This window comes from Variovorax sp. VRV01 (assembly GCF_014852545.1).
GTDB classification, from domain to species: domain Bacteria; phylum Pseudomonadota; class Gammaproteobacteria; order Burkholderiales; family Burkholderiaceae_C; genus Variovorax; species Variovorax beijingensis_A.
This window is the reverse complement of sequence record NZ_JACVBS010000019.1, coordinates 38,313-60,697: the sequence shown is the minus strand read 5'-3', so window position 1 is coordinate 60,697 and position 22,385 is coordinate 38,313. Positions and strand designations below refer to the sequence as shown.

At 68.1% G+C, this 22,385-nt stretch carries 18 protein-coding genes; 14 read left to right on the top strand and 4 right to left on the bottom strand.

What is annotated here, in order from left to right:
* Positions 1 to 31: 31 nt before the first annotated feature.
* On the top strand, positions 32 to 580 hold the full coding sequence (locus IB278_RS27070) for a hypothetical protein (protein ID WP_192326721.1): 549 nt from the start codon (positions 32 to 34) through the stop codon (positions 578 to 580).
* A gap of 99 nt (positions 581 to 679) precedes the next feature.
* Here IB278_RS27070 and IB278_RS27065 read toward each other — a convergent pair whose 3' ends face one another.
* From IB278_RS27065 to IB278_RS27055, 3 genes are all read right to left on the bottom strand, one after another.
* Positions 680 to 2,542: a phosphoenolpyruvate carboxykinase (GTP) gene (locus IB278_RS27065; protein WP_192326719.1), complete on the bottom strand. Its 1,863-nt coding sequence runs from the start codon at positions 2,540 to 2,542 to the stop codon at positions 680 to 682.
* A 148-nt stretch (positions 2,543 to 2,690) separates the two neighbouring features.
* Entirely contained in the window at positions 2,691 to 2,843 is a 153-nt protein-coding gene (locus tag IB278_RS27060) for a hypothetical protein (RefSeq protein WP_012745313.1), read from the bottom strand.
* Positions 2,844 to 2,930: 87 nt separating this feature from the next.
* The gene (locus tag IB278_RS27055) at positions 2,931 to 4,136 is read right to left on the bottom strand and encodes a threonine ammonia-lyase (protein WP_186454092.1); all 1,206 of its coding nucleotides are present in this window, start codon (positions 4,134 to 4,136) and stop codon (positions 2,931 to 2,933) included.
* A 116-nt stretch (positions 4,137 to 4,252) separates the two neighbouring features.
* Between IB278_RS27055 and IB278_RS27050 the strand changes: the two genes are divergently transcribed.
* The 3 genes from IB278_RS27050 (at position 4,253) to IB278_RS27040 (ending at position 9,620) form a co-directional block, all read left to right on the top strand.
* Positions 4,253 to 6,580 carry an ATP-binding protein gene (locus tag IB278_RS27050; RefSeq protein ID WP_145738672.1) on the top strand — a complete coding sequence of 776 codons (2,328 nt, stop codon included), beginning with the start codon at positions 4,253 to 4,255 and terminating at the stop codon, positions 6,578 to 6,580.
* Between the two features lie 82 nt (positions 6,581 to 6,662).
* Positions 6,663 to 8,285, top strand: coding sequence for a S41 family peptidase (locus tag IB278_RS27045; RefSeq protein ID WP_145738670.1), 1,623 nt, complete (start codon positions 6,663 to 6,665; stop codon positions 8,283 to 8,285).
* A gap of 144 nt (positions 8,286 to 8,429) precedes the next feature.
* Complete coding sequence (locus IB278_RS27040) at positions 8,430 to 9,620, top strand: nucleoside hydrolase (protein ID WP_145738668.1); 1,191 nt, start codon at positions 8,430 to 8,432, stop codon at positions 9,618 to 9,620.
* A gap of 20 nt (positions 9,621 to 9,640) precedes the next feature.
* On the opposite strand, the gene recQ is transcribed toward IB278_RS27040, so the two are convergent.
* Positions 9,641 to 11,542 (bottom strand): DNA helicase RecQ, encoded by a 1,902-nt coding sequence (gene recQ / locus IB278_RS27035; RefSeq protein ID WP_145738666.1) that lies wholly within the window; start codon positions 11,540 to 11,542, stop codon positions 9,641 to 9,643.
* Positions 11,543 to 11,835: 293 nt separating this feature from the next.
* Between recQ and IB278_RS27030 the strand changes: the two genes are divergently transcribed.
* The 10 genes from IB278_RS27030 to IB278_RS26985 all read left to right on the top strand — a co-directional run bounded on the left by IB278_RS27030 (position 11,836) and on the right by IB278_RS26985 (position 22,372).
* A complete protein-coding gene (locus IB278_RS27030) occupies positions 11,836 to 12,804 on the top strand; it encodes an ABC transporter substrate-binding protein (protein WP_192326718.1) in 969 nt (322 codons plus the stop codon).
* Positions 12,785 to 13,663 (top strand): ABC transporter permease, encoded by an 879-nt coding sequence (locus IB278_RS27025; RefSeq protein ID WP_145738662.1) that lies wholly within the window; start codon positions 12,785 to 12,787, stop codon positions 13,661 to 13,663. The genes IB278_RS27030 and IB278_RS27025 overlap by 20 nt, the downstream gene beginning before the upstream one ends.
* Positions 13,663 to 14,451: an ABC transporter ATP-binding protein gene (locus IB278_RS27020; protein WP_145738661.1), complete on the top strand. Its 789-nt coding sequence runs from the start codon at positions 13,663 to 13,665 to the stop codon at positions 14,449 to 14,451. The genes IB278_RS27025 and IB278_RS27020 overlap by 1 nt, the downstream gene beginning before the upstream one ends.
* Before the next feature lies 1 nt (position 14,452).
* A complete protein-coding gene (gene hutC / locus IB278_RS27015; protein ID WP_145738659.1) occupies positions 14,453 to 15,190 on the top strand; it encodes a histidine utilization repressor in 738 nt (245 codons plus the stop codon).
* Positions 15,191 to 15,370: 180 nt separating this feature from the next.
* Positions 15,371 to 16,924 carry a histidine ammonia-lyase gene (gene hutH / locus IB278_RS27010; RefSeq protein WP_145738657.1) on the top strand — a complete coding sequence of 518 codons (1,554 nt, stop codon included), beginning with the start codon at positions 15,371 to 15,373 and terminating at the stop codon, positions 16,922 to 16,924.
* Between the two features lie 24 nt (positions 16,925 to 16,948).
* On the top strand, positions 16,949 to 18,673 hold the full coding sequence (gene hutU, locus IB278_RS27005; RefSeq protein ID WP_145738656.1) for a urocanate hydratase: 1,725 nt from the start codon (positions 16,949 to 16,951) through the stop codon (positions 18,671 to 18,673).
* Between the two features lie 4 nt (positions 18,674 to 18,677).
* On the top strand, positions 18,678 to 19,697 hold the full coding sequence (locus IB278_RS27000; protein WP_145738654.1) for an ornithine cyclodeaminase family protein: 1,020 nt from the start codon (positions 18,678 to 18,680) through the stop codon (positions 19,695 to 19,697).
* Between the two features lie 22 nt (positions 19,698 to 19,719).
* Positions 19,720 to 20,526 (top strand): phosphate/phosphite/phosphonate ABC transporter substrate-binding protein, encoded by an 807-nt coding sequence (locus IB278_RS26995; protein WP_145738652.1) that lies wholly within the window; start codon positions 19,720 to 19,722, stop codon positions 20,524 to 20,526.
* Positions 20,526 to 21,497, top strand: a complete 972-nt coding sequence (locus IB278_RS26990; protein ID WP_145738650.1) for a tripartite tricarboxylate transporter substrate binding protein — start codon at positions 20,526 to 20,528, stop codon at positions 21,495 to 21,497. Before IB278_RS26995 ends, IB278_RS26990 begins: the two co-directional genes overlap by 1 nt.
* Positions 21,498 to 21,637: 140 nt before the next feature.
* Positions 21,638 to 22,372 (top strand): IclR family transcriptional regulator, encoded by a 735-nt coding sequence (locus IB278_RS26985; RefSeq protein WP_192326717.1) that lies wholly within the window; start codon positions 21,638 to 21,640, stop codon positions 22,370 to 22,372.
* The last annotated feature ends 13 nt before the right edge of the window (positions 22,373 to 22,385 follow it).

The window sequence follows — 22,385 nt, the reverse complement described above, 5'->3', positions numbered from 1 at the left end:
ATCAGCCATTCGTCCCACGGAGGGATTCATCATGACCAGCTTTGTCCACGTAGACCAACCCACTGTCCACCCCGGCGTCCAGCGCGCCGAGATCCTGTTCGGCCAGATCAAGGCCGCACGCGCCGGCGCGAACGGTTCGCGCCCGCTGATCGCCCTGCTGATCGTCGCCGTTGCCGCGGCGGTGATGGTGGTGGCCGACAAGCTCGTTTCCAACTGGGACGAAGGCGCGCTGCTCGCCGCCTGGGCCGTGCTCTGCGCCGCCGCCTTCGGTATTGCCGCGCTGTTCGCCGGCTCGCTGCGCGCTCCCCTGGCCCGCGTGGCCGGTGCCTGGAACGCGGCCGCCGCGCGCCGTGCCTCGGCCCGCGCCGACGCCCGCTTCCTCGAAACCGCGCAGAACGACCCGCGCGTGATGCAGGAACTGCAGGCCGCCACGTGGCGCCAGGAGTCCGAAGGCAAGGTGTCCGCCGCGGTCGTCGCCAAGGTGGACGCAGTGGCCCGCGCGGCCGCACGCTCCAGCGAAGCGCGCATGCCGACGCTCTACGAAGCCATGCGCCGCATGAACAGCTCGCGCTACTACTGATCGATCGGCGCCAGCCGCCGGCCGTTCAATGAAAAAGCCGCCCCTCCGGGCGGCTTTTTTGCGTGTGCGGACAGGCCGCACAAGACCCGGGGACCGGCGTCAGGCCGCCAGGCGCTGCTCGATGGCGGCCTTGGTTTCCGGCAGTTCCTTCGGCAGGTGGTGCGCCAGCTGCTGGAACAGCTCGGCATGCAGCTTCAGCTCGGCCTGCCAGGCAGCCTTGTCCATGCTGGTGACCGTGGCGAACTGCTCGGCGCTGAAGTCCAGGCCGTTCCAGTTGAGGTCTTCGTAGCGCGGGCTCACGCCGGTGATGTGCTCGGTGCCCTTGGCGGTGCCTTCGACGCGGTCGATCATCCACTTGAGAACGCGCATGTTCTCGCCGTAGCCGGGCCAGACGAACTTGCCGTCGGCGCCCTTGCGGAACCAGTTGGTGGTGTAGATCTTCGGCAGCTTGGCGCCCGAGGCCTCGAGCTTCTTGCCCAGGTCGAGCCAGTGCTGGAAGTAGTCGCTCATGTTGTAGCCCGTGAACGGCAGCATTGCGAATGGGTCGCGGCGCACCACGCCCTGCTGGCCGGCGGCCGCGGCGGTGGTTTCGGAGCCCATGGTGGCGGCCATGTAGACGCCCTCGACCCAGTTGCGGGCCTCGGTCACGAGCGGCACGGTGGTCGAGCGGCGGCCGCCGAAGATGAAGGCATCGATGGCCACGCCCTTGGGATCGTCCCAGGCGTCGTCGAGCGCGGGGTTGTTGATGGCGGCCACGGTGAAGCGCGAATTCGGATGCGCGGCCTTGGCGCCGGTTTCCTTGGCGATCTGCGGCGTCCAGTCCTTGCCCTGCCAGTCGATCAGGTGCGCGGGCAGCGTGCCGGTGTCCTGCTCCATGCCTTCCCACCAGACGTCGCCGTCGTCGGTGAGCGCGACGTTGGTGAAGATCACGTCGTGGTCCAGGCTGTCCATGCAGTTCGGGTTGGTCAGCATGTTGGTGCCGGGCGCCACGCCGAAGTAGCCGGCCTCGGGGTTGATCGCGTAGAGGCGGCCGTCCTTGCCGGGCTTGATCCAGGCGATGTCGTCGCCGATGGTGGTGACCTTCCAGCCTTCGAAGCCGGCGGGCGGCACCAGCATCGAGAAGTTGGTCTTGCCGCAGGCGCTCGGGAAGGCGGCGGCCACGTGGTATTTCTTGCCCTGGGGGTTGGTCACGCCGAGGATCAGCATGTGCTCGGCCAGCCAGCCTTCGTCGCGGCCCATGTTCGAGGCGATGCGCAGCGCGAAGCACTTCTTGCCCAGCAGCGCATTGCCGCCGTAGCCCGAGCCGTAGCTCCAGATCTCGCGCGTTTCGGGGTAGTGGACGATGTACTTGGTCTTGTTGCAGGGCCAGGCCACGTCCTTCTGGCCGGCCTCGAGCGGCGCGCCCACGGTGTGCACGCAGGGCACGAATTCGCCGTCGGCGCCAAGCACCTCGTACACCGCCTTGCCCATGCGGGTCATGATGCGCATGTTGACCGCCACGTAGGGCGAGTCGGAGAGCTCGATGCCGATGTGGGCAATGGGCGAGCCCAGTGGGCCCATGCTGAACGGCACCACGTACATCGTGCGGCCCTTCATGCAGCCGTCGAACAGCGGCTGCAGCGTGGCGCGCATTTCGGCCGGGGCCATCCAGTTGTTGGTGGGGCCGGCGTTTTCCTTTTTCTCGGAGCAGATGAAGGTGCGGTCCTCGACGCGCGCCACGTCGCTCGGATCGGACACCGCGAGGAAGGAGTTGGGGCGCTTGGCCGGATTGAGCTTCTTGAAGGTGCCCGCGTCGACCAGCTGCTGGCAGAGGCGGTCGTACTCTTCCTTGCTGCCGTCGCACCAGTGGATGGCCTGGGGTTTGCAAAGCGCGGCCATGTCGGCCACCCAGGCAATCAGTTTTGCGTTCTTGACGTACGAGGGTGCCTGGATGGCGAGGCCCTGCATCGTGGGTGCGTTCATCGGAAATCTCCTAAGTTGAAAAAATCGTCTTTCCGAACGGGACGCCGCGCCTGCGATGGCGCGGAGGTCCGTTTGAGAAAACGTTTTCGCTTCGGGAGACTGCGTCAACGCGGGCCGCACGACCCGCGGACGAGGACGCAAATGGCTGTCAGGCCAAGTAGACGGCGATGGATGCCAGCAGCAGCATCAGCACGCCGCCGGCCAGCGGGAGCACGAGCGGCATCAGGTGCACGATCGATTCGACGGCGTCTTTTTCAACGGCGGCGGCGTGGCCGGGCTCGACGGGAGTAGGGTTGGACATTGATTACCTCGAATACGCAAATACGGAAAACTGCGGCCATTTTACCGGCGGCCCCCGGCAGCACGGTCTAGGGGGTTGCGAGCCCCTTCAGTGCTGCTCCTCGGCCTCGAAGCCGGCCTCGTGCAGCGCGCCCAGCACGCTGGCCAGGTGCGCCCGTCCGCGGGTCTGCAGCACCAGCTCGATGTCGACGTTCTGGGCTGCCAGCATGGTAAACGCTCTTTGGTGATGAACCTCATCGACGTTAGCGCCCGCTTCCGCCACAGTGGCCGTGATCTGGGCCAACGAGCCCGGCACATCGCGCGCGCTCACCCGGACGCGCGCCAGCCGGCCGGCCCGCACCATGCCGCGTTCGATGATGGCCGCCAGCAGCAGCGGGTCGATGTTGCCGCCTGAAAGCACCAAGCCCACGCGCTTGCCCTTGAAGCGTCCCGGATGCCGGATCAGCGCCGCCAGGCCGGCCGCGCCCGCGCCCTCGACCAGCGTTTTCTCGATTTCGAGCAGCATCAGCACGCCCTGCTCGATGTCGCCTTCGTCGACCAGCAGCAGGTCGTCCACATGCTTGGCGATGATCTCGCGCGTGAGCACGCCGGGCGTTCCGACCGCAATGCCTTCGGCGATGGTGCTCTTGCCCTGCAGGTGCTGGGTGCCCTTGACGGCATTCACCATGCCCGGAAAGCGCGTGGTCTGCACGCCGACGATCTCGATGCCGGGCTTGCGCTCGCGCGCCGCGATCGCCATGCCCGCGATCAGCCCGCCGCCGCCGACCGACACCACCAGCGTGTCGAGGTCGGGCACCGCATCGAGCATTTCGAGCGCCACGGTACCCTGGCCCGCGATGATGGCTTCGTCGTCGTAGGGGTGGACGAAGGTCAGCCCCTCGCGTTCGGCCAGCTCCAGCGCATGCGTGCGCGCCGCCTCGAGCGTGTCGCCGTGCAGTACCACTTCGGCGCCGAAGCCGCGCGTGCGCTCGATCTTCACGCCGGGCGTGAAGCGCGGCATCACGATGAGCGCGCGCAGGCCGAGCCGCTGCGCGTGGTAGGCCACACCCTGGGCGTGGTTGCCGGCCGACATGGCCACCACGCCGCGCGTTGCTTCCTGGCCCTCCAGAAGATCGACCAGCTTGTTGCACGCCCCCCGCTCCTTGAACGAGGATGTGAACTGCAGATTCTCGAACTTCAGGTAGACCTGGGCGCCCACGATTTCGGAGAGCGTGCGCGATTCGACGCAGGGCGTGTTGAGCACCTGACCCTCGAGACGCGCCGCGGCGCGCCGGATTTCTTCGATTCCGACCATGGCGGGCATTGTGGCTGGAATCGCCTCATCAGGGTTTTTACCGCTCGCGCGTCTTCCCGAAGCCAAAAGTCTGCGTTATGGTCGCCCCAAGAAGTTCCTCGTCTGGAGGTTGTCCGATGGTCAAGCGTGCGGGTGTCGATGTGGTGGCTGCTGCGGTACGCGGGCAGGCATTGCCGTCGCCCGGGCTCAAGGGTGCGCCGGTGCTCGAACTGATGTGTTCGCACTTCGTGCTCACGCTGGCCGCCAAGCAGGGGCCGCGCTTCAACGTGCGCCGCGACATCAACGGCCTGCTCTCGCTCACCGGCCGCCACCTGGTGTGGCCGGCCGCGGTGCTGCAGCGGCTGCGCGAATTCCTGGGCCGGCGCTGCGCCGGCAACGAGGCCTGGAAGGGCGTCGAGAATTTCGACGGCCGCACGCTGCTCGAGCGGCACGGCGTGTGGCGCGGGCCCTACGAGGAAGGCACGCTGTTCTTCTACCTCGACGAATACGCCAAGGACTACCCCAAGGACCTGCTCTCGGTGCTGGCCGTCACGCGCGACTGGCTCACGCATGCGCTGCGCAAGCAGTCGACCTTGGTCGAGAAGAACATCGATGCGCTCGCGGGCCTGCTGCAGCTCAACAAGGCCGAGCGCGCGCTGCTGCTCTACGGCACGCTCGCGCGCTACCAGCGCGACCTGCGTTCGCTGCTGGTCGAGTTCAAGGTCAACAACGCGCCCGAGGCCTATGCCGCCATTGCCGACATCGCGGGCGTCAATGCCACCGAGGTGGGCGAGGCCCTGCGGGCAGGCTCGCGGCTGGAACGCATCGGGCTGGTCGAGAACCTGATTTCCGAGCACAACATCACCGACCTGGCCGACCTCATGAAGGTCAGCGAGAAGCTGCCGCCGGTGCTGATGCGCGAATACCGCGACCACAACGAACTGATGGCCGTGTTCACGCGGCCTTCCGCCAAGAGCGCGCTCACCACGCACGACTTTTCCTTCGTCGAGGAAGACGCGCAGATGCTCGTCACGCTGCTGCGCGCGGCGGTGGCGCGCAAGGAGCCCGGCGTCAACGTGCTGCTCTACGGGCCGCCCGGCACCGGCAAGACCGAGCTCGCCAAGGTGGTGGCGCAGGCGGCGGGGCTCGAGCTGTTCGAGGTCGAATACGCCGACCGCGACGGCAATTCGCTGTCCGGCCGCGACCGCTACCGCTCGCTGCAGATCGCGCAGGTGTTTCTCAAGGGAAGCGCGCAGGCTGCGCTGCTGTTCGACGAAGTCGAGGACGTGTTCCCGCCCATCAGCACCGAGGCCGCGCAGTTCATGGCGCGCGCCGAGCAGATTCCCGCGCCCACCAGCGGCAGCGTGAGCGGCAAGGCCTGGGTCAACCAGATCCTCGAGGCCAACCCGGTGCCCACGCTGTGGGTCACCAACCGCATCGAGCAGATCGACCCGGCGTTCCGGCGCCGCTTCGCCTACCACCTGGAGCTCAAGTCGCCACCGCCCGGTGCGCGCGAGCAGCTCGTGAAGAAGACGCTCGAAGGCATCGTCGTGTCCGAGGCCTTCACCGCCAAGCTGGCCGAGCGCAAGGGCCTCACGCCCGCGCAGATCCGCACCGCGGTGCGCTTTGCGGGGCTGGCGCAGACGGAGGACGGCGCCTCGATGGAGGCGCTGATCGAGCGCCAGCTCAAGAACGCCGACCTCGCGCTCGGCACGCTCGACACCGGCCCGGGCGAGCGGCGCAGCGTCACCACCTACGACCTCGACATGCTCAACGTCGAGACCCGCTTCGAGATCCCGCGGATCGTGGCGGCGATCAAGGCGCGCGGCCACGGCACGCTGTGCTTCTACGGCGCGCCCGGCACCGGCAAGACCGCGCTGGCCGAGCACATCGCCAAGGCCATCGGCCGGCCGCTGATCATCAAGCAGGCCAGCGACCTCATGAGCAAGTACGTCGGCGAGACCGAGCAGAACATGGCGGCCATGTTCAAGGAGGCCGAGGCCGAGAAGGCCGTGCTGCTGCTCGACGAGGCCGACAGCTTCCTGCAGGACCGGCGCGGCGCGCAGCGCACCTACGAAGTGACCGAGGTCAACGAGATGCTGCAGGGCATGGAGCGCTTCAACGGCGTCTTCATCTGCACCACCAACCTGCTCGACCGGCTCGACCAGGCGGCGCTCAGGCGCTTCACCTTCAAGATCAAGTTCATGCCGCTCACCGCGCCGCAGCGCGAGCGCATGTTCGTGACCGAGGCGCTGGCGGGCGACGCTGCGCTGCTCACTGGGGAGATCAAGGCGCGGCTGGCGCCATTGCACCAGCTGTGCCCGGGGGATTTCGCGGCCGTGAAGCGGCAGACGGATATTCTTGCGGTCGAGTTCTCGGCCGCCGAATTCCTCGACCAGCTCGAGGCCGAGCACCGCATCAAGCCCGAGGTGCGCGAGTCGCGCGGCATCGGCTTCATGCAGTAGCAAAAAGCAAGCAGGAAGGCCGCGGCAGCGCGGCAGACAAGAAAGAAAAACCGTCCGCCACGGCGGGCACGAGGAGGGCTCGATGAGCTTGGGCAATGGGCATGCGCGGGCGACGCCGCGCTTCACCGCATCGGCTGCGGCCGCATTCGCATTGGCCGGCATCGTCTGCGCGCTGGCAGGCTGTGGCGGTGGCGGCGGAGGAGGGGGCGGAGGCGGCGGGTTTCCGGTCATCGCGCCGCCCGGCAGCGCGCCGCCTCCCGCCAGCGGCGGCGGCGGTGGCGACGACGATGCCATCCTTGCCTCGGCCACCGTGGCCGGCCTGTGCGCCGCGCCGCGCGCCGGCGTCAACCCCGCAACAGGGGCGGCCTATCCCGACAAGCCCGGCACGCTGACCGACGAGAAGCGCTGGGTGCGCGGCTGGATCGACGAAACCTACCTCTGGTACGGCGAGGTGCCGACCACCCTCAAGGCCGCCGACTACGCCACGCCGGTGGCCTACTTCAGCGTGCTCAAGAGCCCGGCCCTCACGGCCTCGGGCCGCGCGAAGGACCGCTTCCACTACGTGTACGACACCGAGCGCTATCGGCAGCTCTCGGAGAACGGCGTGGCGCCGGGCTACGGCATGGAGATTGCCATCGTGCGCAGTTCTCCGCCGCGCAACATGCGCATCGCCTTCGTCGAGCCGAATTCGCCCGCCGCGAATACAGGCCTCCAGCGGGGCGCGAAGATCGTCGAAGTCGACGGCGTCGATGCCGTCGGCAGCACCGGCACCGAGAACGTCGATGCGATCAACCGCGCGATCTCGCCGCAAACCGAGGGCGAGTCGCACACCTTCGTGTTCGAGGTGGGCGGCGTCCGGCAGGCGCCCATCACGCTGGCGGCCGCGAAGATCACGCGCACGCCGGTGCAGAACGTGAAGACGATCGACACCGGCAGCGGCCGCGTGGGCTACCTGCTCTTCAACGACCACATCACGACCTCCGAATCGCAGCTCGTCAACGCCTTCAACCAGTTCAAGCAGGACGGCGTGCAGGACCTGGTGCTCGACATGCGCTACAACGGCGGCGGCCAGCTCAACATCGCCAACCGGCTCGCCTCCATGGTGTCTTCGCCGGGCGCCACCTCGGGCAAGGTTTTCGAGCGCCTGGCCTTCAACGACAAGAACCCGTTCCACCTGACGCCGGCGCAGACCATCTATCCGTTCCTCGGCACCAGCCGCACCGGCGCCACGCTGCCGAGGCTCGGCCTTTCGCAGGTCACGGTGCTGGTCAGCCGCGACACCTGCTCCGCCAGCGAGGCGGTCGTCAACGGCCTGCGCGGCATCGACGTCAAGGTCAATCTCGTGGGCGGCACCACCTGCGGCAAGCCCTATGGCTTTTCTCCGCAGGACAACTGCGGCACCAGCTACTTCGCGATCCAGTTCCAGGGTGTCAACAACAAGAACTTCGGCGACTACGGCGACGGATTCGCGCCCGACTGCGCCGTTGCCGACGATTTCGGCCACCAGCTCGGAGACCCGGCCGAGGCGCGCCTCGCGGCCGCGCTTGCCATGCGCAACGGCGGTGCCTGCCCTGTTTCGGCCTCGGCCAAGTCCCAGGCGGAACTCGAGAAATCCGGAACGGCCGACGACGAACAGCCCTACCTGCTCCATCGCTCTCCGCTGCGCGAAATGCGCCTGCTCGAAGCCGCGCCGTCGCCGGGCTGACCCGCTTCGGCACCGGCCTCGGTTACCCCTTGAAACCTTGCGCGTTGCCGCGCTCGTGGCATGCGCTTTAGAGTTCAGGCAAACGTTTGCGCAAACGTTTGGCATTTAGTTCTACATGGCAAGACCATTCGAAAAGGAGCCGGTATGACGATTCGGATTCAGCGACGCAGATGGATGGCAGCGGCCTTGCTCGCCACGGTGCTCTCGGCCTGCGGGGGCGGCGGCAACGGCAACGGCGGCTTCGGGCTCGCACCGGGCTTCGGCGCGGCGCCGCCGCCGGCGCAGAAGATCATCATCGACAGCGACTACAACACCATGAGCGACGACGGCCAGCTCGGCGTCATGGCCGCGCAGCTGCAGGCCCAGGGCAAGGTGCAGGTCATGGGCATCAGCGTGGTTTCGGGCAACCAGTGGCTCAGGCAGGGCGTGGCGGACGCGCTGAAGTCGGTCGAGCGGCTGGGCGTGGGCGACCGCATCGGCGTCTATTCGGGTGCGAACTACGCCTTCAACCACGACTACGCCACCATCGAGGCCGAGATGGCGGCCGGCTCCGGCGGCGACGGCTACCTGGGCGCCTGGAGTTCGCCCGAGCCCAAGACGGATGCCGACCTGAAGCCCCCGCCCGACGGCTTTGCCACCCACACGGTGCTCCAGCGCAGGAGCGCGGTCGACTTCATCGTCGACACCGTGAAGGCCAACCCCAACGAGATCACCATCCTGGCCATCGGCCCGCTCACCAACATCGCGCTCGCGGTCAAGCAGAACCCCGAGATCGTGCCGCTGATCAAGAAGATCATCTACATGGGCGGCGCGGTCGACGTGCCGGGCAACACCACCAGGTACGCCGAATTCAACTGGTGGTTCGACCCCGAGGCCGCGCAGTTCGTGGTGCGGCTGCCGATTCCGCAGGTGGTGGTGCCGCTGGACGTGACCGACACCGTGTTCCTGACCAAGCCGATCTACGACCGCATCGCGCATCCGGCCCGGCCCACGGCCGTGACCGAGGTGTTCCGCCAGCTCAACGGCTACGGCTTCAGCGGCACCAACGGCTTCGAGAACAACCCGGCCTACACGCAGAACATCTGGGACACGCTCACGCTCGCCTATCTCATCGATCCGGCCTATGCCACCGAAACCGTCGAGCGCTATGTCGACGTGGTCGCCAAGCCCGGCGCCGCCGACAACGGCCGCTCGATCGGCTATGCCTCGCAGCCCGCGGGCCCGGCGCTGCAGAAGATGACGGTGGTGAAGAAGTTCGACAACGCACGCTTCTTCGAGTTGTACGTCGACCTGCTCACGCGGCCGGTGCCGATCACGCTGCCGCCGGCGAGCTGACCGATGTGCGCGGGCCGGGCCTAGAAAGCCGAGGCGACGCGCAGCACCTCGGTGCCGTAGGCCTCGAGCTTCTTGGTGCCGATGCCGCTGATGCCCTGCAGGTCTTCGAGCGTCGCGGGCGCGCGTTCGGCAATGGCCGCCAGCGTGGCGTCGTGGAAGATCACGTAGGCCGGCAGGTTGTGCTCGCGCGCTACTTCGGCGCGCCAGGCCTTGAGCGCCTCGAAGCGCTTCTGCCCGTCGGCGTCGAGTGCCGCGGCCGCCGGAGACGGGGCGCCGCGCGCCGCCTTCTCGCGCCGGGGCTTGCCGCCGCGCGCGGCCGGCGAAGAGACCGACTCGCGCAGCGTCACGTTCGCTTCGCCCTTGAGCACCGCGCGCGAGCCTTCCGTGAGCTTCAGCGTGTTGAAGGCTTCCGCATCGACGGCCAGCGCGCCCGTGGCAATGAGCTGCCGCAGCACGCCGCGCAGCTGCACTTCGCTGAACTCCGCGCCGATCCCGAAGGTGCTGATGCGCTCGTGCCCGAACTGCTTGACCTTCTCGGTTTCCTTGCCGCGCAGGATGTCCATGATGTGGCCCGCGCCAAAGCTGATGCCGCTCAACTGCTGCACGCGGTAGATGGTGGAGAGCAGCTTGCGCGCCGCATCCGTGCCGTCCCACACCTGCGGCGGATTGAGGCAGTTGTCGCAGTTGCCGCAGGGCGTGCTCTTCTCGCCGAAGTAGCCCAGCAGGCGCACGCGCCGGCAGTCGCTCGCCTCGGCCAGCGAGAGCAGCGCGTCGAGCTTGCCGCGCATCACCTGCTTGAACTCTTCGCCCGCGGGGCTTTCGTCGATCATGCGGCGCTGGTTCACCACGTCCTGCAGGCCGTAGGCCATCCAGGCATCGGCCGGCGCGCCGTCGCGGCCCGCGCGGCCGGTTTCCTGGTAGTAGCCCTCGATGTTCTTGGGCATGTCCAGGTGGCCGACAAAGCGCACGTCGGGCTTGTCGATGCCCATGCCGAAGGCGATGGTCGCGACCATCACCACGCCTTCCTCGCGCAGGAAGCGGTCCTGGTGCCTCTGGCGCACCGCCGCGTCCAGGCCCGCGTGGTAGGGCAGCGCGTTGATGCCGGCGCCCTGCAGCATCACGGCCACGTCTTCCACCCGCTTGCGCGACTGGCAATAGACCACGCCCGCATCGCCTTCGTGCTCGCGCTCGATGAAGCGCAGCAGCTGCGTGGTCGCGTCCTTCTTCTCGACGATGGTGTAGCGGATGTTCGGCCGGTCGAAGCTGGAGACGAACTGGCGCGCTTCCTCGAGCTGCAGCCGCTCGACGATGTCGGCGCGCGTGAGCGCATCGGCGGTGGCGGTGAGCGCGATGCGCGGCACGCCCGGGTAGCGCTCGTGCAGCACCGTGAGCGCGCGGTATTCGGGCCGGAAGTCGTGGCCCCACTGGCTCACGCAATGCGCCTCGTCGATCGCGAACAGCGAGAGCTTGCCGCGCTCTTTCAGGGAATCGAGCTGCGACAGGAAGCGCGGCGTGTTCACGCGCTCGGGCGCCGCATACAGCAGCGTGATCTCGCCGCGCAGCATGCGGCGCTCGACGTCCTGCGTCTGTTCCCAGTCGAGTGTGGAATTGAGGAAGGCCGCGTTCACCCCGGCCTCGTGCAGCGCACCGACCTGGTCGTGCATCAGTGCGATCAGCGGCGACACCACCACCGAGACGCCGCGCCCCGCGCGCTGCCGCGCAATGGCCGGGATCTGGTAGCACAGCGACTTGCCGCCGCCCGTGGGCATCAGCACCAGCGCGTCGCCGCCGGCCACCACGTGCTCGACGATGTCCTGCTGCGGCCCGCGGAACTGCGAGTAGCCGAAGACTTCGTGAAGGATGTCGGCGGGTGCGCTGCTGCTGCCGGGGGCGTCGAGGGGGAGGGGAGCGAGCGAGGACACGGGCAGCGGATGCGAAGAATGGGGAAAAGAGCAGAAGGGGGAGCCGCTGATTGTCCCCCAGCAGCATCGATATGACTGTGGCACGAGGTTTGCAATCGTGAAGCCCGTCCCGCCGCCCCTCCTGTATAGACAGCAATCTGGTGCATTTTGCTGAAGGAATGCACCGAAAGTGGCCTTTCGGGTTATCCTGTATATACAAGTTGGGGCGCTTGGCAACAATGCGAGGCGTGCGCAGCCCTTGAGAGGGGGTGCATCGCCAAGCCTTTTCCTAGAAAACAGACCCAGGAGTACCCATGGTCAAGACGGTAGTTGTGAAAGTCGCTTCGCTGCTGGCAGCAGGTGCGTGTGCAGCAGGCATGGCCCAGACGGCCGCGGCGCAGGAAACCAAGATCGCGCTCGGCATGTCGGGCTGGACCGGCTTTGCGCCGCTCTCCTTGGCCGACAAGGCCGGCATCTTCAAGAAGAACGGGCTGGACGTCGAGCTCAAGATGATCCCGCAGAAGGACCGCCACCTGGCACTGGCCGCGGGCGCGATCCAGTGCGCGGCCACCACCGTGGAGACGCACGTGGCGTGGAACGCCAACGGCGTGCCGATCGTGCAGATCTTCCAGATGGACAAGTCCTACGGCGCCGACGGCCTCGCGGTGCGCAACGACGTCAAGAGCTTTGCCGACCTCAAGGGCAAGAGCATCGGCGTGAGCGCGCCCGGCACCGCGCCCTACTTCGGGCTGGCCTGGATGCTCAACAAGAACGGCATGACGCTGAAGGACGTGAAGGTGGTCTCGCTCGAGCCTCAGCCCGCGGCCCAGGCCTTCGTGGCCGGCCAGAACGACGCCGCCATGACCTACGAGCCCTACCTGTCGACCGTGCGCGCCAACCCCACCGCCGGCAAGATCCTGGCCACCACGCTCGACTACCCGATGGTGATGGACACCGTGGGCTGCGCCCCCACCTGGCTCAAGGCCAACGCCAAGGCGGCCGCCGCGTTGACGCAGTCATACTTCGAGGCGCTCGACCTGATCAAGGCCGACCCCGCCAAGGCCAACGAGCTCATGGGCTCGGCCGTCAAGCAGACCGGCGAGCAGTTCGCCAAGTCGTCGGCCTACCTGCGCTGGCAGGACAAGGCGGCCAACCAGAAATTCTTCGCGGGCGAACTCACCAGCTTCATGAAGGAAGCCGCGCCCATCCTGCTGGAGGCCGGCGTGATCCGCAAGGCGCCCGAAGACTACACGGCGATGTTCGATGCAAGCTTCGTCAAGTAAGGCCCTGCCGCAGGTGGCGCCGCGCGCGGCGGCGCCTGCATCGGCCGCAACCCCCCAGGCCGTCGCGCCCGCGCGGCGCCGCTCGCTCGCGCCGCTCGAGCCCGTCAGCGGGCGCGCCCGCGTGCTGCTGGGCCTCGGCTTCTTCGTGGCCTTCGTGCTCGTGTGGTCCGTTGCCACGCTCGGCGGCTTCGTGCCGCCGACCTTCCTGGCCAGCCCGGTGACCATGCTGAAGGAAGGCTGGATGCTGTTCGCCGAGTTCGGTTTCATCGGCGACGTGGGCATGACCGTGTGGCGCGTGTTCGGCGGTTTCCTGCTGGCGGCCGTGCTGGCGGTGCCGCTGGGCATTGCCATGGGCACCTGGAAGGCCGTGGAGGCCTTCTTCGAGCCCTTCGTCTCGTTCTGCCGCTACCTGCCGGCGTCGGCCTTCATTCCGCTGCTCATCCTGTGGGCGGGCCTGGGCGAGATGCAGAAGCTGCTGGTGATCTTCATCGGCTCGTTCTTCCAGATCGTGCTGATGGTGGCGGTGACGGTGGGCGGTGCGCGGCGCGACCTCGTCGAGGCCGCCTACACGCTGGGCGCGAAGAGCCGAGGCATCGTGGCGCGCGTGCTCATCCCGGGCGCCGCCCCTGGCATTGCCGAGACGCTGCGCCTGGTGCTCGGCTGGGCCTGGACCTACGTGATCGTGGCGGAACTCATCGGCTCCTCGTCGGGCATCGGCCACATGATCACCGACAGCCAGGCCTTGCTGAACACCGGACAGATCATCTTCGGGATCATCGTGATCGGCGTCATCGGGCTGGTGTCCGACTTCGCTTTCAAGGCGCTCAACCGCCGCCTCTTTGCATGGGCGGCACTGTGATGACGACCAACAACCAGCTTTCCATCCAGGGCGTCTCGCGCGTCTTCACCGGCACCAGGGGCCAGCGCACGCAGGCGCTGCTGCCGATCGACTTCGAGGTGCGCGAGAACGACTTCGTCACCATCCTCGGCCCCTCTGGCTGCGGCAAGTCGACGCTGCTGCGCATCGTCGCGGGGCTCGACTTCCCGACCACCGGCCAGGTGCTGCTCGACGGCGAGCGCATCGACGGCCCGGGCGCCGACCGCGGCGTGGTGTTCCAGAGCTACACGCTCTTTCCGTGGCTCACGGTGGCGCAGAACATCCGCTTCGGGCTGCGCGAGCGCGGCATGAGCGAGGCCGACCAGAAGGAGCGCAGCGAGTTCTTCATCGCCAAGGTGGGCCTGCGCGGCTTCGAGCACCACTTTCCGAAGCAGCTCTCGGGCGGCATGCAGCAGCGCACCGCGATTGCGCGCGCGCTCGCCAACGACCCCAAGATGCTGCTGCTGGACGAGCCCTTCGGCGCCCTCGACAACCAGACCCGCGTGCTGATGCAGGAGCTCCTGCTCGGCATCTGGGAGTCGGCGCGCAAGACGGTGCTGTTCGTCACGCACGACATCGACGAGGCGATCTTCATGGCCAACCGCGTGGCGGTGTTCAGCGCGCGGCCGGGCCGCATCAAGACCGAGATCGCGGTCGATTTTCCGCATCCGCGCAGCTACACCATCAAGACCTCGCCGGAGTTCATGGAGATCAAGGCGCGGCTGACGGAAGAGATCCGCGCCGAGTCGATGGCCGCGGCCGAACACTGACATGAAACGCGACCTGCCGTCCCTCGCGCTCTATGCGCAAGTCAAGGATCACATCTCCCGCAGGATCCAGGACGGCACCTGGCCGGCCGGGCATCGCCTGCCGTCGGAGAGCGAGCTGGTCGCGCAGTTCGGCATTTCGCGCATGACGGTGAACCGCGCGCTGCGCGAACTCATGGAGCAGGGCCGCATCGTGCGCGTGGCCGGTGTCGGCAGCTTCGTGGCCGAGAACAAGCCGCAGTCCACGCTGCTGCAGATCGCCAACATCGCGAGCGAGATCCGCCAGCGCGGGCACGACTACCGCTGCGAGATGCTCGCGGTGGAACGCCTGTCCGCCTCGCCCGACGTCGCCGCCTGGCTCGACATGCGCGCGGGCACCTCGGTGTTCCACAGCGTCTGCCTGCACCTGGAGAACGACACGCCGGTGCAGCTGGAAGAGCGCTACGTCAATCCGCTGGTCGTGCCCGACTTCCTCGAGCAGGACTTCGCCGCCGTGCCGCCCAGCGAGTACCTGGTGCGCCACGTGCCCTTCGACCAGATCGAGCACGTGGTCGACGCCGTGCTGCCCACCGCCGAGCAGGCCGAGCGGCTCGCCATGGCGCCCACCGATCCCTGCCTGCTGCTCACGCGCCGCACCTGGACGCGCAACACGCCCGTCACCTGGGTGCGCTGCCTGCATCCGGCGTCGCGCTACAGCCTGGGCAGCCGCTTCAAGGCCGACGGCAACCCGTCGTTCGGCTAGAACTATGGCTCTCCCCCAGTCTTCGCGCACTTCGTGTCGCTTCGCCAACCCCCTCGCCGGGGGCAACACCAGCGGCCCGGCAAAGCCGGTTCCGCGGTGTTTCACGAAGGGACCGTGAGTCTTTTTTAGTGTCCGAAGGACAAGGTTTTCTCTCGCAACCACTTGTATAGACAGGTTCACATGCCAAGAAACAATCACACCGCCACCACCCTGACCCTCACGCCCGGCAAGGTGGACCTCGCCATGCTGCGGCGCATCCAGGCCGGCGGCGTGCGGCTGGCGCTCGATCCTTCGGTGCAGGAGGGCATGGCGCGCGCCGAAGCGGCGGTGCGCCACATCGTCGAGAACGACCAGGTGGTCTACGGCATCAACACCGGCTTCGGCAAGCTCGCGAGCACGCGCATCGGCAACGACCACCTGGCCGAGCTGCAGCGCAACCTCGTGCTCTCGCACAGCGTGGGCACGGGCGAGCCGCTGGCCGCGCCGGTGGTGCGCATGGTGCTCGCGACCAAGGCCGTGAGCCTGGCGCGCGGCCATTCGGGCGTGCGGCCGGCGCTGGCCGATGCGCTGCTGGCGCTGTTCAATGCGGGCGTCATGCCGCGCATCCCGTGCAAGGGCTCGGTCGGCGCCTCGGGCGACCTCGCGCCGCTCGCCCACATGGCCTGCGTGCTGATCGGCGAGGGCGAGGCGACCCTGGCCGACGGCAAGGTCGTCGGCGGCGCCGAGGCCATGCGCAGCATCGGCCTCGAACCCTTCGTGCTCGGCCCCAAGGAAGGCCTGGCGCTGCTCAACGGCACGCAGGTGTCGACCGCGCTCGCGCTTGCCGGCCTGTTCGGCGCCGAGGACGTGTTCGCCTCGGCTCTGATGTCGGGCGCGCTCTCGCTCGAAGCCATCCAGGGTTCGATCAAGCCTTTCGACGCCCGCATCCACGCCGCGCGCGGCCAGCCCGGACAGATCGCGGTGGCCGGCGCGGTGCGCACGCTGCTCGAAGGCAGCGAGATCGTGCCCTCGCATGCCGACTGCGGCCGCGTGCAGGACCCGTATTCGGTGCGCTGCATCCCGCAGGTGATGGGCGCCTGCCTCGACAACCTCGCGCATGCCGCGCGCGTGCTGGTGATCGAGGCCAATGCCGCCTCGGACAACCCGCTGGTGTTCACCGACACCGGCGAAGTGATTTCGGGCGGCAACTTCCACGCCGAGCCGGTCGCCTTTGCGGCCGACATCATCGCGCTGGCCGTGAGCGAAGTGGGCGCGATTGCCGAGCGCCGCATCGCGCTGCTGCTCGACACCGGCCTGTCGGGCCTGCCGCCGTTCCTGGTGCGCGACGGCGGCCTGAATTCCGGCTTCATGATCGCGCAGGTCACGGCCGCGGCCCTCGCGTCGGAGAACAAGTCGCTCGCCCATCCCGCGAGCGTCGACAGCCTGCCGACCTCGGCCAACCAGGAAGACCACGTCTCGATGGCCACCTTCGCGGCGCGCCGGCTCGGCGACATGGTCAACAACACCGCGGTGGTGGTGGGCATCGAAGCCATGGCCGCCGCGCAAGGCATTGAACTCAAGCGCGGACTCAAGAGCTCCCCGCTGGTCGAAGCCGAGTTCGCCGCCATCCGCCAGAAGGTCGCTTTCCTCGAACGCGACCGCTACCTCGCGCCCGACATCGAAGCCATGCGCCAGTGGGCGCTGAAGGCCGAGCTGCCGGCTGCGCTCTTGAACATCCTGCCCAGCCACGCCTGAACACCGATCAAGGAGAACCTCGCCATGAACGCACCCGAAAAGCTCCCGCTGCAAAACACCGACCCGCGCCACGACCCCACGCGCGTGATCCGCGCCCCGCGCGGCAGCACGCTCAACTGCAAGAGCTGGCTCACCGAGGCCCCGTTCCGCATGCTGCAGAACAACCTCGACGCCGAGGTGGCCGAGCGCCCGCAGGACCTCGTGGTGTACGGCGGCATCGGCCGCGCCGCGCGCAACTGGGCCTGCTACGACCAGATCCTCGCGTCGCTGAAGGAACTGAATGACGACGAGACGCTGCTCATTCAATCGGGCAAGCCGGTCGGCGTGTTCAAGACGCACGAGAACGCGCCGCGCGTGCTGCTCGCCAATTCGAACCTCGTGCCCAAGTGGGCCAACTGGGAGCACTTCAACGAGCTCGACCGCCAGGGCCTCTTCATGTACGGCCAGATGACGGCTGGCAGCTGGATCTACATCGGCAGCCAGGGCATCGTGCAAGGCACCTTCGAGACCTTCGTCGAAGCCGGCCGCCAGCATTACAACAACAGCCTCGCGGGCAAGTGGATCCTCACGGCCGGCCTCGGCGGCATGGGTGGCGCGCAGCCGCTTGCGGCCACGCTGGCGGGCGCGGTGTCTCTCAACATCGAGTGCCAGCAGACCAGCATCGACTTCCGCCTGCGCACGCGCTACGTCGACAAGCAGGCGCGCGACATCGACCATGCGCTCGAGCTCATCCAGCAGCATTGCGACGCGAAGGAAGCCGTGTCGATCGCGCTGCTCGGCAATGCCGCCGACATCCTGCCCGAACTCGTGAAGCGCGCGAAGGCCGGCGGGCTCAAGCCCGACCTCGTGACCGACCAGACCTCCGCACACGATCTGATCAACGGCTACCTGCCCTCGGGCTGGAGCGTTGCGCAATGGCAGGCCGCGATGAAGGACGCCTCGCAGCACGACGCGCTCAAGAAGGCCGCCGCGAAGTCGTGCGCCGTGCACGTGCAGGCCATGCTCGACTTCCAGGCCATGGGCATTCCCACGGTCGACTACGGCAACAACATCCGCCAGGTCGCCTTCGATGAAGGCGTGCAGAACGCCTTCGACTTCCCCGGCTTCGTGCCGGCCTACATCCGTCCGCTGTTCTGCGAAGGCAAGGGACCGTTCCGCTGGGTGGCGTTGTCGGGCGACCCGGAAGACATCTACAAGACCGATGCCAAGATCAAGGAGCTGTTTCCCGAGAACACCCACACGCACCGCTGGCTCGACATGGCGCGCGAGCGCATCGCCTTCCAGGGCCTGCCGGCGCGCATCTGCTGGCTGGGCCTGGGCGAGCGCCACATCGCCGGCCTGGCCTTCAACGAGATGGTGAAGAACGGCGAGCTGAAGGCGCCCATCGTCATCGGCCGCGACCACCTCGACACCGGCTCGGTCGCCAGCCCCAACCGCGAGACCGAGGCCATGAAGGACGGCACCGATGCCGTCTCCGACTGGCCGCTGCTCAACGCGCTGCTCAACACCGCCGGCGGCGCCACCTGGGTCAGCCTGCACCATGGCGGCGGCGTCGGCATGGGCTATTCGCAGCACTCGGGCGTGGTGATCGTGTGCGACGGCACCGACGCCGCGGCCAGGCGCATCGAACGCGTGCTCTGGAACGACCCGGCCACCGGCGTGATGCGCCATGCCGACGCGGGCTACGACATTGCCGTGGCCACCGCGAAGAAGCAGGGCCTCAATCTGCCGATGATCAAGAATGGGTGATGCAATGTCTGCCGAAACGAATTCCGAACCCATCTACCTGCACTACCTGAACCACCTCGACGTGCAGGCGCTTGCGATGACCGATGCCGAGATCGTCGCGGCCGTCGAAGAGGGCCTCGTGGCCCAGGGCCGCGGCGAGACCACCATCGAGCCGCGCATGCACCTGGTGCCCGAGAAGGACTACCCGGGCCACTTCAACGTGCTGCGCGGCTACATCCGGCCGCTCGGCGTGGCCGGCGTGAAGGTGGTGGGCGACTTCTATCGCAACTACCAGGTCGGCCTGCCGTCGGAGCTCGCGCTGCTGAACCTGTTCGACCCGAAGACCGGCGTGCCGGTGGCCATCGTCGATGCCTCCGACATCACCGACATGCGCACCGGCGCGATCACGGCCATCGGCGCCAAGCATCTCGCGCGCAAGAATTCGAAGATCCTGGGCCATATCGGCGCGCGCGGCACCTCGTACTGGAACGTGCGTCTGCTCGACTCGATCTTCGACTTCGACGAGATCCGCGTGCACTCACGCCGGCCCGAGAGCCGTAACGCCTTTGCCGCCAGGCTGGAGCGCGACCTCGGCAAGAAGATCGTCGTGACCGAGGACTGGGAATCGTGCGTGCGCGGCGCCGACATCGTGGTCGAGGCCTCGCGCCTCGAGAAGCCGGAGCCGGTGCTCAAGACCGAGTGGATCAAGAAGGGCGCCTGCGTCATTCCGTACGGCACCATGAGCGCGGTCGAGCTGTCGCTGACCGACATCATGGACAAGATGGTGATGGACGACTGGGGCCAGGCCAAGGCCGGCCCCTTCGGTGCACTGCGCGCGCACGTCGACAGCGGCCGCCTGTCGGAAAAGACGCTGCATGCCGAGCTCGGACAGATCGTCGCGGGCCTGAAGCCCGGGCGCGAGAGCGACGAAGAGACCAACCTGTTCTGGCATCGCGGCCTCTCGCTGTCGGATATCGCGCTTGGCGCGGCGATGCTCGCGAAGGCGAAGAAGATGGGGCTCGGCCAGCAACTGCGTTTCCGTTGACCGGCGCATCGGAGCCACTGCGATGACGCCCGTCGCCAACGCGCGCATGTACTCGGCCACCGCCTCGGTGCGCGCCGACTGGAAGCAGCTTCTCGCGTGGGTGCTGGCACGCGCGGGCCTCGCGTGGGACGTGATCGACTACGACGCGCCCGCGCCGCTCTCGGCGCTGTGGGCGCGCGACGACCTCGGGCTCGCGATGATGTGCGGCCTGCCGTTCTCGCAGCGCGCGCCGCGCCCCACGCTGGTGGCCGCGCCGCTGCCTTCGCCCGCGCGCTATGGCGGCCGGCCGGTGTACTTCACCGACATCGTGGTGCGCACCGGCTCGGCCTTCGAAACGCTGGCGGACACCTTCGGCGGCATCGTGGGCTACACGCTGGCCGACTCGATGTCGGGCGGCGTGGCGTTGCGCAACCATCTTGCGCCGTTTCGCGCGGCGCGCGGCGCGCGTCTTTACCGCGGTGCCGTCGGCGGCCTCATCCATGCGCGCGGGGTGATCGAGGCCCTCGTCGAAGGCCGCATCGACGTTGGCCCGCTCGACAGCTACTACCACGACCTGCTGCGGCGCAACGAGCCGGCGCTCGCGCAGAAGGTGCGCATCGTCGACAGCACCGAGGCCCTGCCGATCCCGCCGCTCGTCGCAACGACGCCGCTCACGCCCGGCGAGCTCGCGCGCGTTCGCAGCGCATTGCAGGAAGCCACCCGCACGCCCGAACTCGCGGCCGTGACGGAACGGTTGTTGCTTGCAGGTTTCGTCTCGCCCGATCCTGCGGACTACGACGTTCTTGCGGCGATCTCCCTTCGTGCCATTCCCCCTTTCGAGGAACTCTGATGTCGATCAACCGCCGTGCGGCCGCCTTGTTGCCCCTGTTGCTTTGCGCCGCGCCATGGCTCGCGCATGCGCAGGCCTATCCCGAAAAACCCATCCACGTCGTCGTGCCGTTCGCGCCCGGCGGTCCGGCCGACGCGGTGGCCCGCATCCTCGGCCAGGAGCTGGTCGACACGCTGGGCCAGCCCTTCATCATCGACAACAAGGTCGGCGCCGCGGGCAACATCGGCGTGGCGCAGATCGCCAAGGCCGCGCCCGACGGCTATACGCTCGGCATCGTGCCGGTCGGCAATGTCGCGGTGAACCCGAGCCTCTTTCCGTCGCTGCCCTACAAGGTGTCGGAGCTGCAGCCGGTCGCAATGCTTGCCGTGGTCGAGAACGTGCTGGTCGTCAATGCATCCGTGCCGGCCGGGTCGGTGAAGGAGCTGCTCGCGCTCGCCAGGCAGAAGCCCGGCACGCTGAGCTTCGCATCGCCCGGCGCCGGCAGCCAGGCGCACCTGGCCGGCGAACTGATGGCGCTCGACGGCGACGTGCAGCTGATCCACGTGCCGTACAAGGGCATCGGCCCGGCGCTCAACGATGTGGTGGGCGGGCAGGTCACGATGATGTTCGGCTCGCTCTCGGCCGTGCTGCCTTTCGTCAAGAGCGGCAAGCTGCGGGCGATCGGCCTCGCGAGCCTCAAGCGCTCGGCCGCGATGCCGGAGCTGCCCACCGTCGCAGAACAGGGCCTGCCCGGTTTCGAGGCCATTTCCTGGTATGCGCTGATGGCGCCGGCCGGCACGCCGAAGGCCATCGTCGAGCGTCTCAACGCAGAGACGGCGCGCGTGCTGGCCAAGCCCGAGATGAAGGAGAAGTTCGCCGGCCTGGGCCTCGAGCCCGGTGCCGGCAAGCCGCAGGACATCGCCGCGAACATCCAGAGCGAAAGCGCGCGCTGGTCGGCCGTGATCCGGAAAAGGAACATCAAGCCGGAGTGACGACACCGCCCACGGATGCGCGCGGCGCCGGCAGGAAAAAGGCGCCGGCATTCTCACTGGGTGGGAATGAGGGCTTGGAGCCCGGGACGGCGCGCAAGATACTGCACGCCGTCCCGCCTCGGACTTCCGCCCGCCCTGCCATGACGCCCCCCCTCGATGCTCCGGCCCACAACGACCGCGCGCTGCGCGTGCTGTCGGTGCTGGCGCAGAGCAAGTCGGCGATGAGCGCGGCCGAGCTCGTGCAGGCCACGGGCCTCGTCAAGAGCACGCTGTACCGGCAGATCGCGGTGCTGCGGCGCTGGGGCTTCGTGATGGAGACCGACGGGCGCTATTCGCCCGGCCCCGTGAGCGTGCAGCTCGCGAGCGGTTTCGACGGCAACTCCGACCTCGTCATGGCCGCGCGCGCCGACATGCGCGCGCTCGCGCAGCAAAGCCATGAAAGCGTGGCGCTGGTCACGGCCGTGAACGACCGCGTGGTGTGCCTCGAGATGATCGACAGCGAGCAGTCGCTGCGCTGCTCCTTCGACCGCGGCCGCAGCGTGCCGGCGCGCGACGGCGCCAGCGCCAAGTGCCTGCTGGCCCACATGCCGCTCGACCAGCGCGATGCCTTGCTCGATGCGCTCGGCGAGAGTCCCGGGCGGCGCGCCGAGCGTGTCGCCGAGCTCGACGCAATCCGCGAGGCCGGCCATGCCGTGACCCACGGCGAGGTCGACGCCGGCGTCTGGGGTGCCAGCGCACCGGTGCTCGGCCCGGGCCGGCGCCTGCGCGGCGCGATCACGCTCATGGCGCCGCTCACGCGCGTCGAAGGCATGGAAGCTGCGTTGCTTCACATGACCGTCGTCACGGCGGCGCGCATCTCGCGCGCGCTGCAGTAGCGGTCCATCCGCC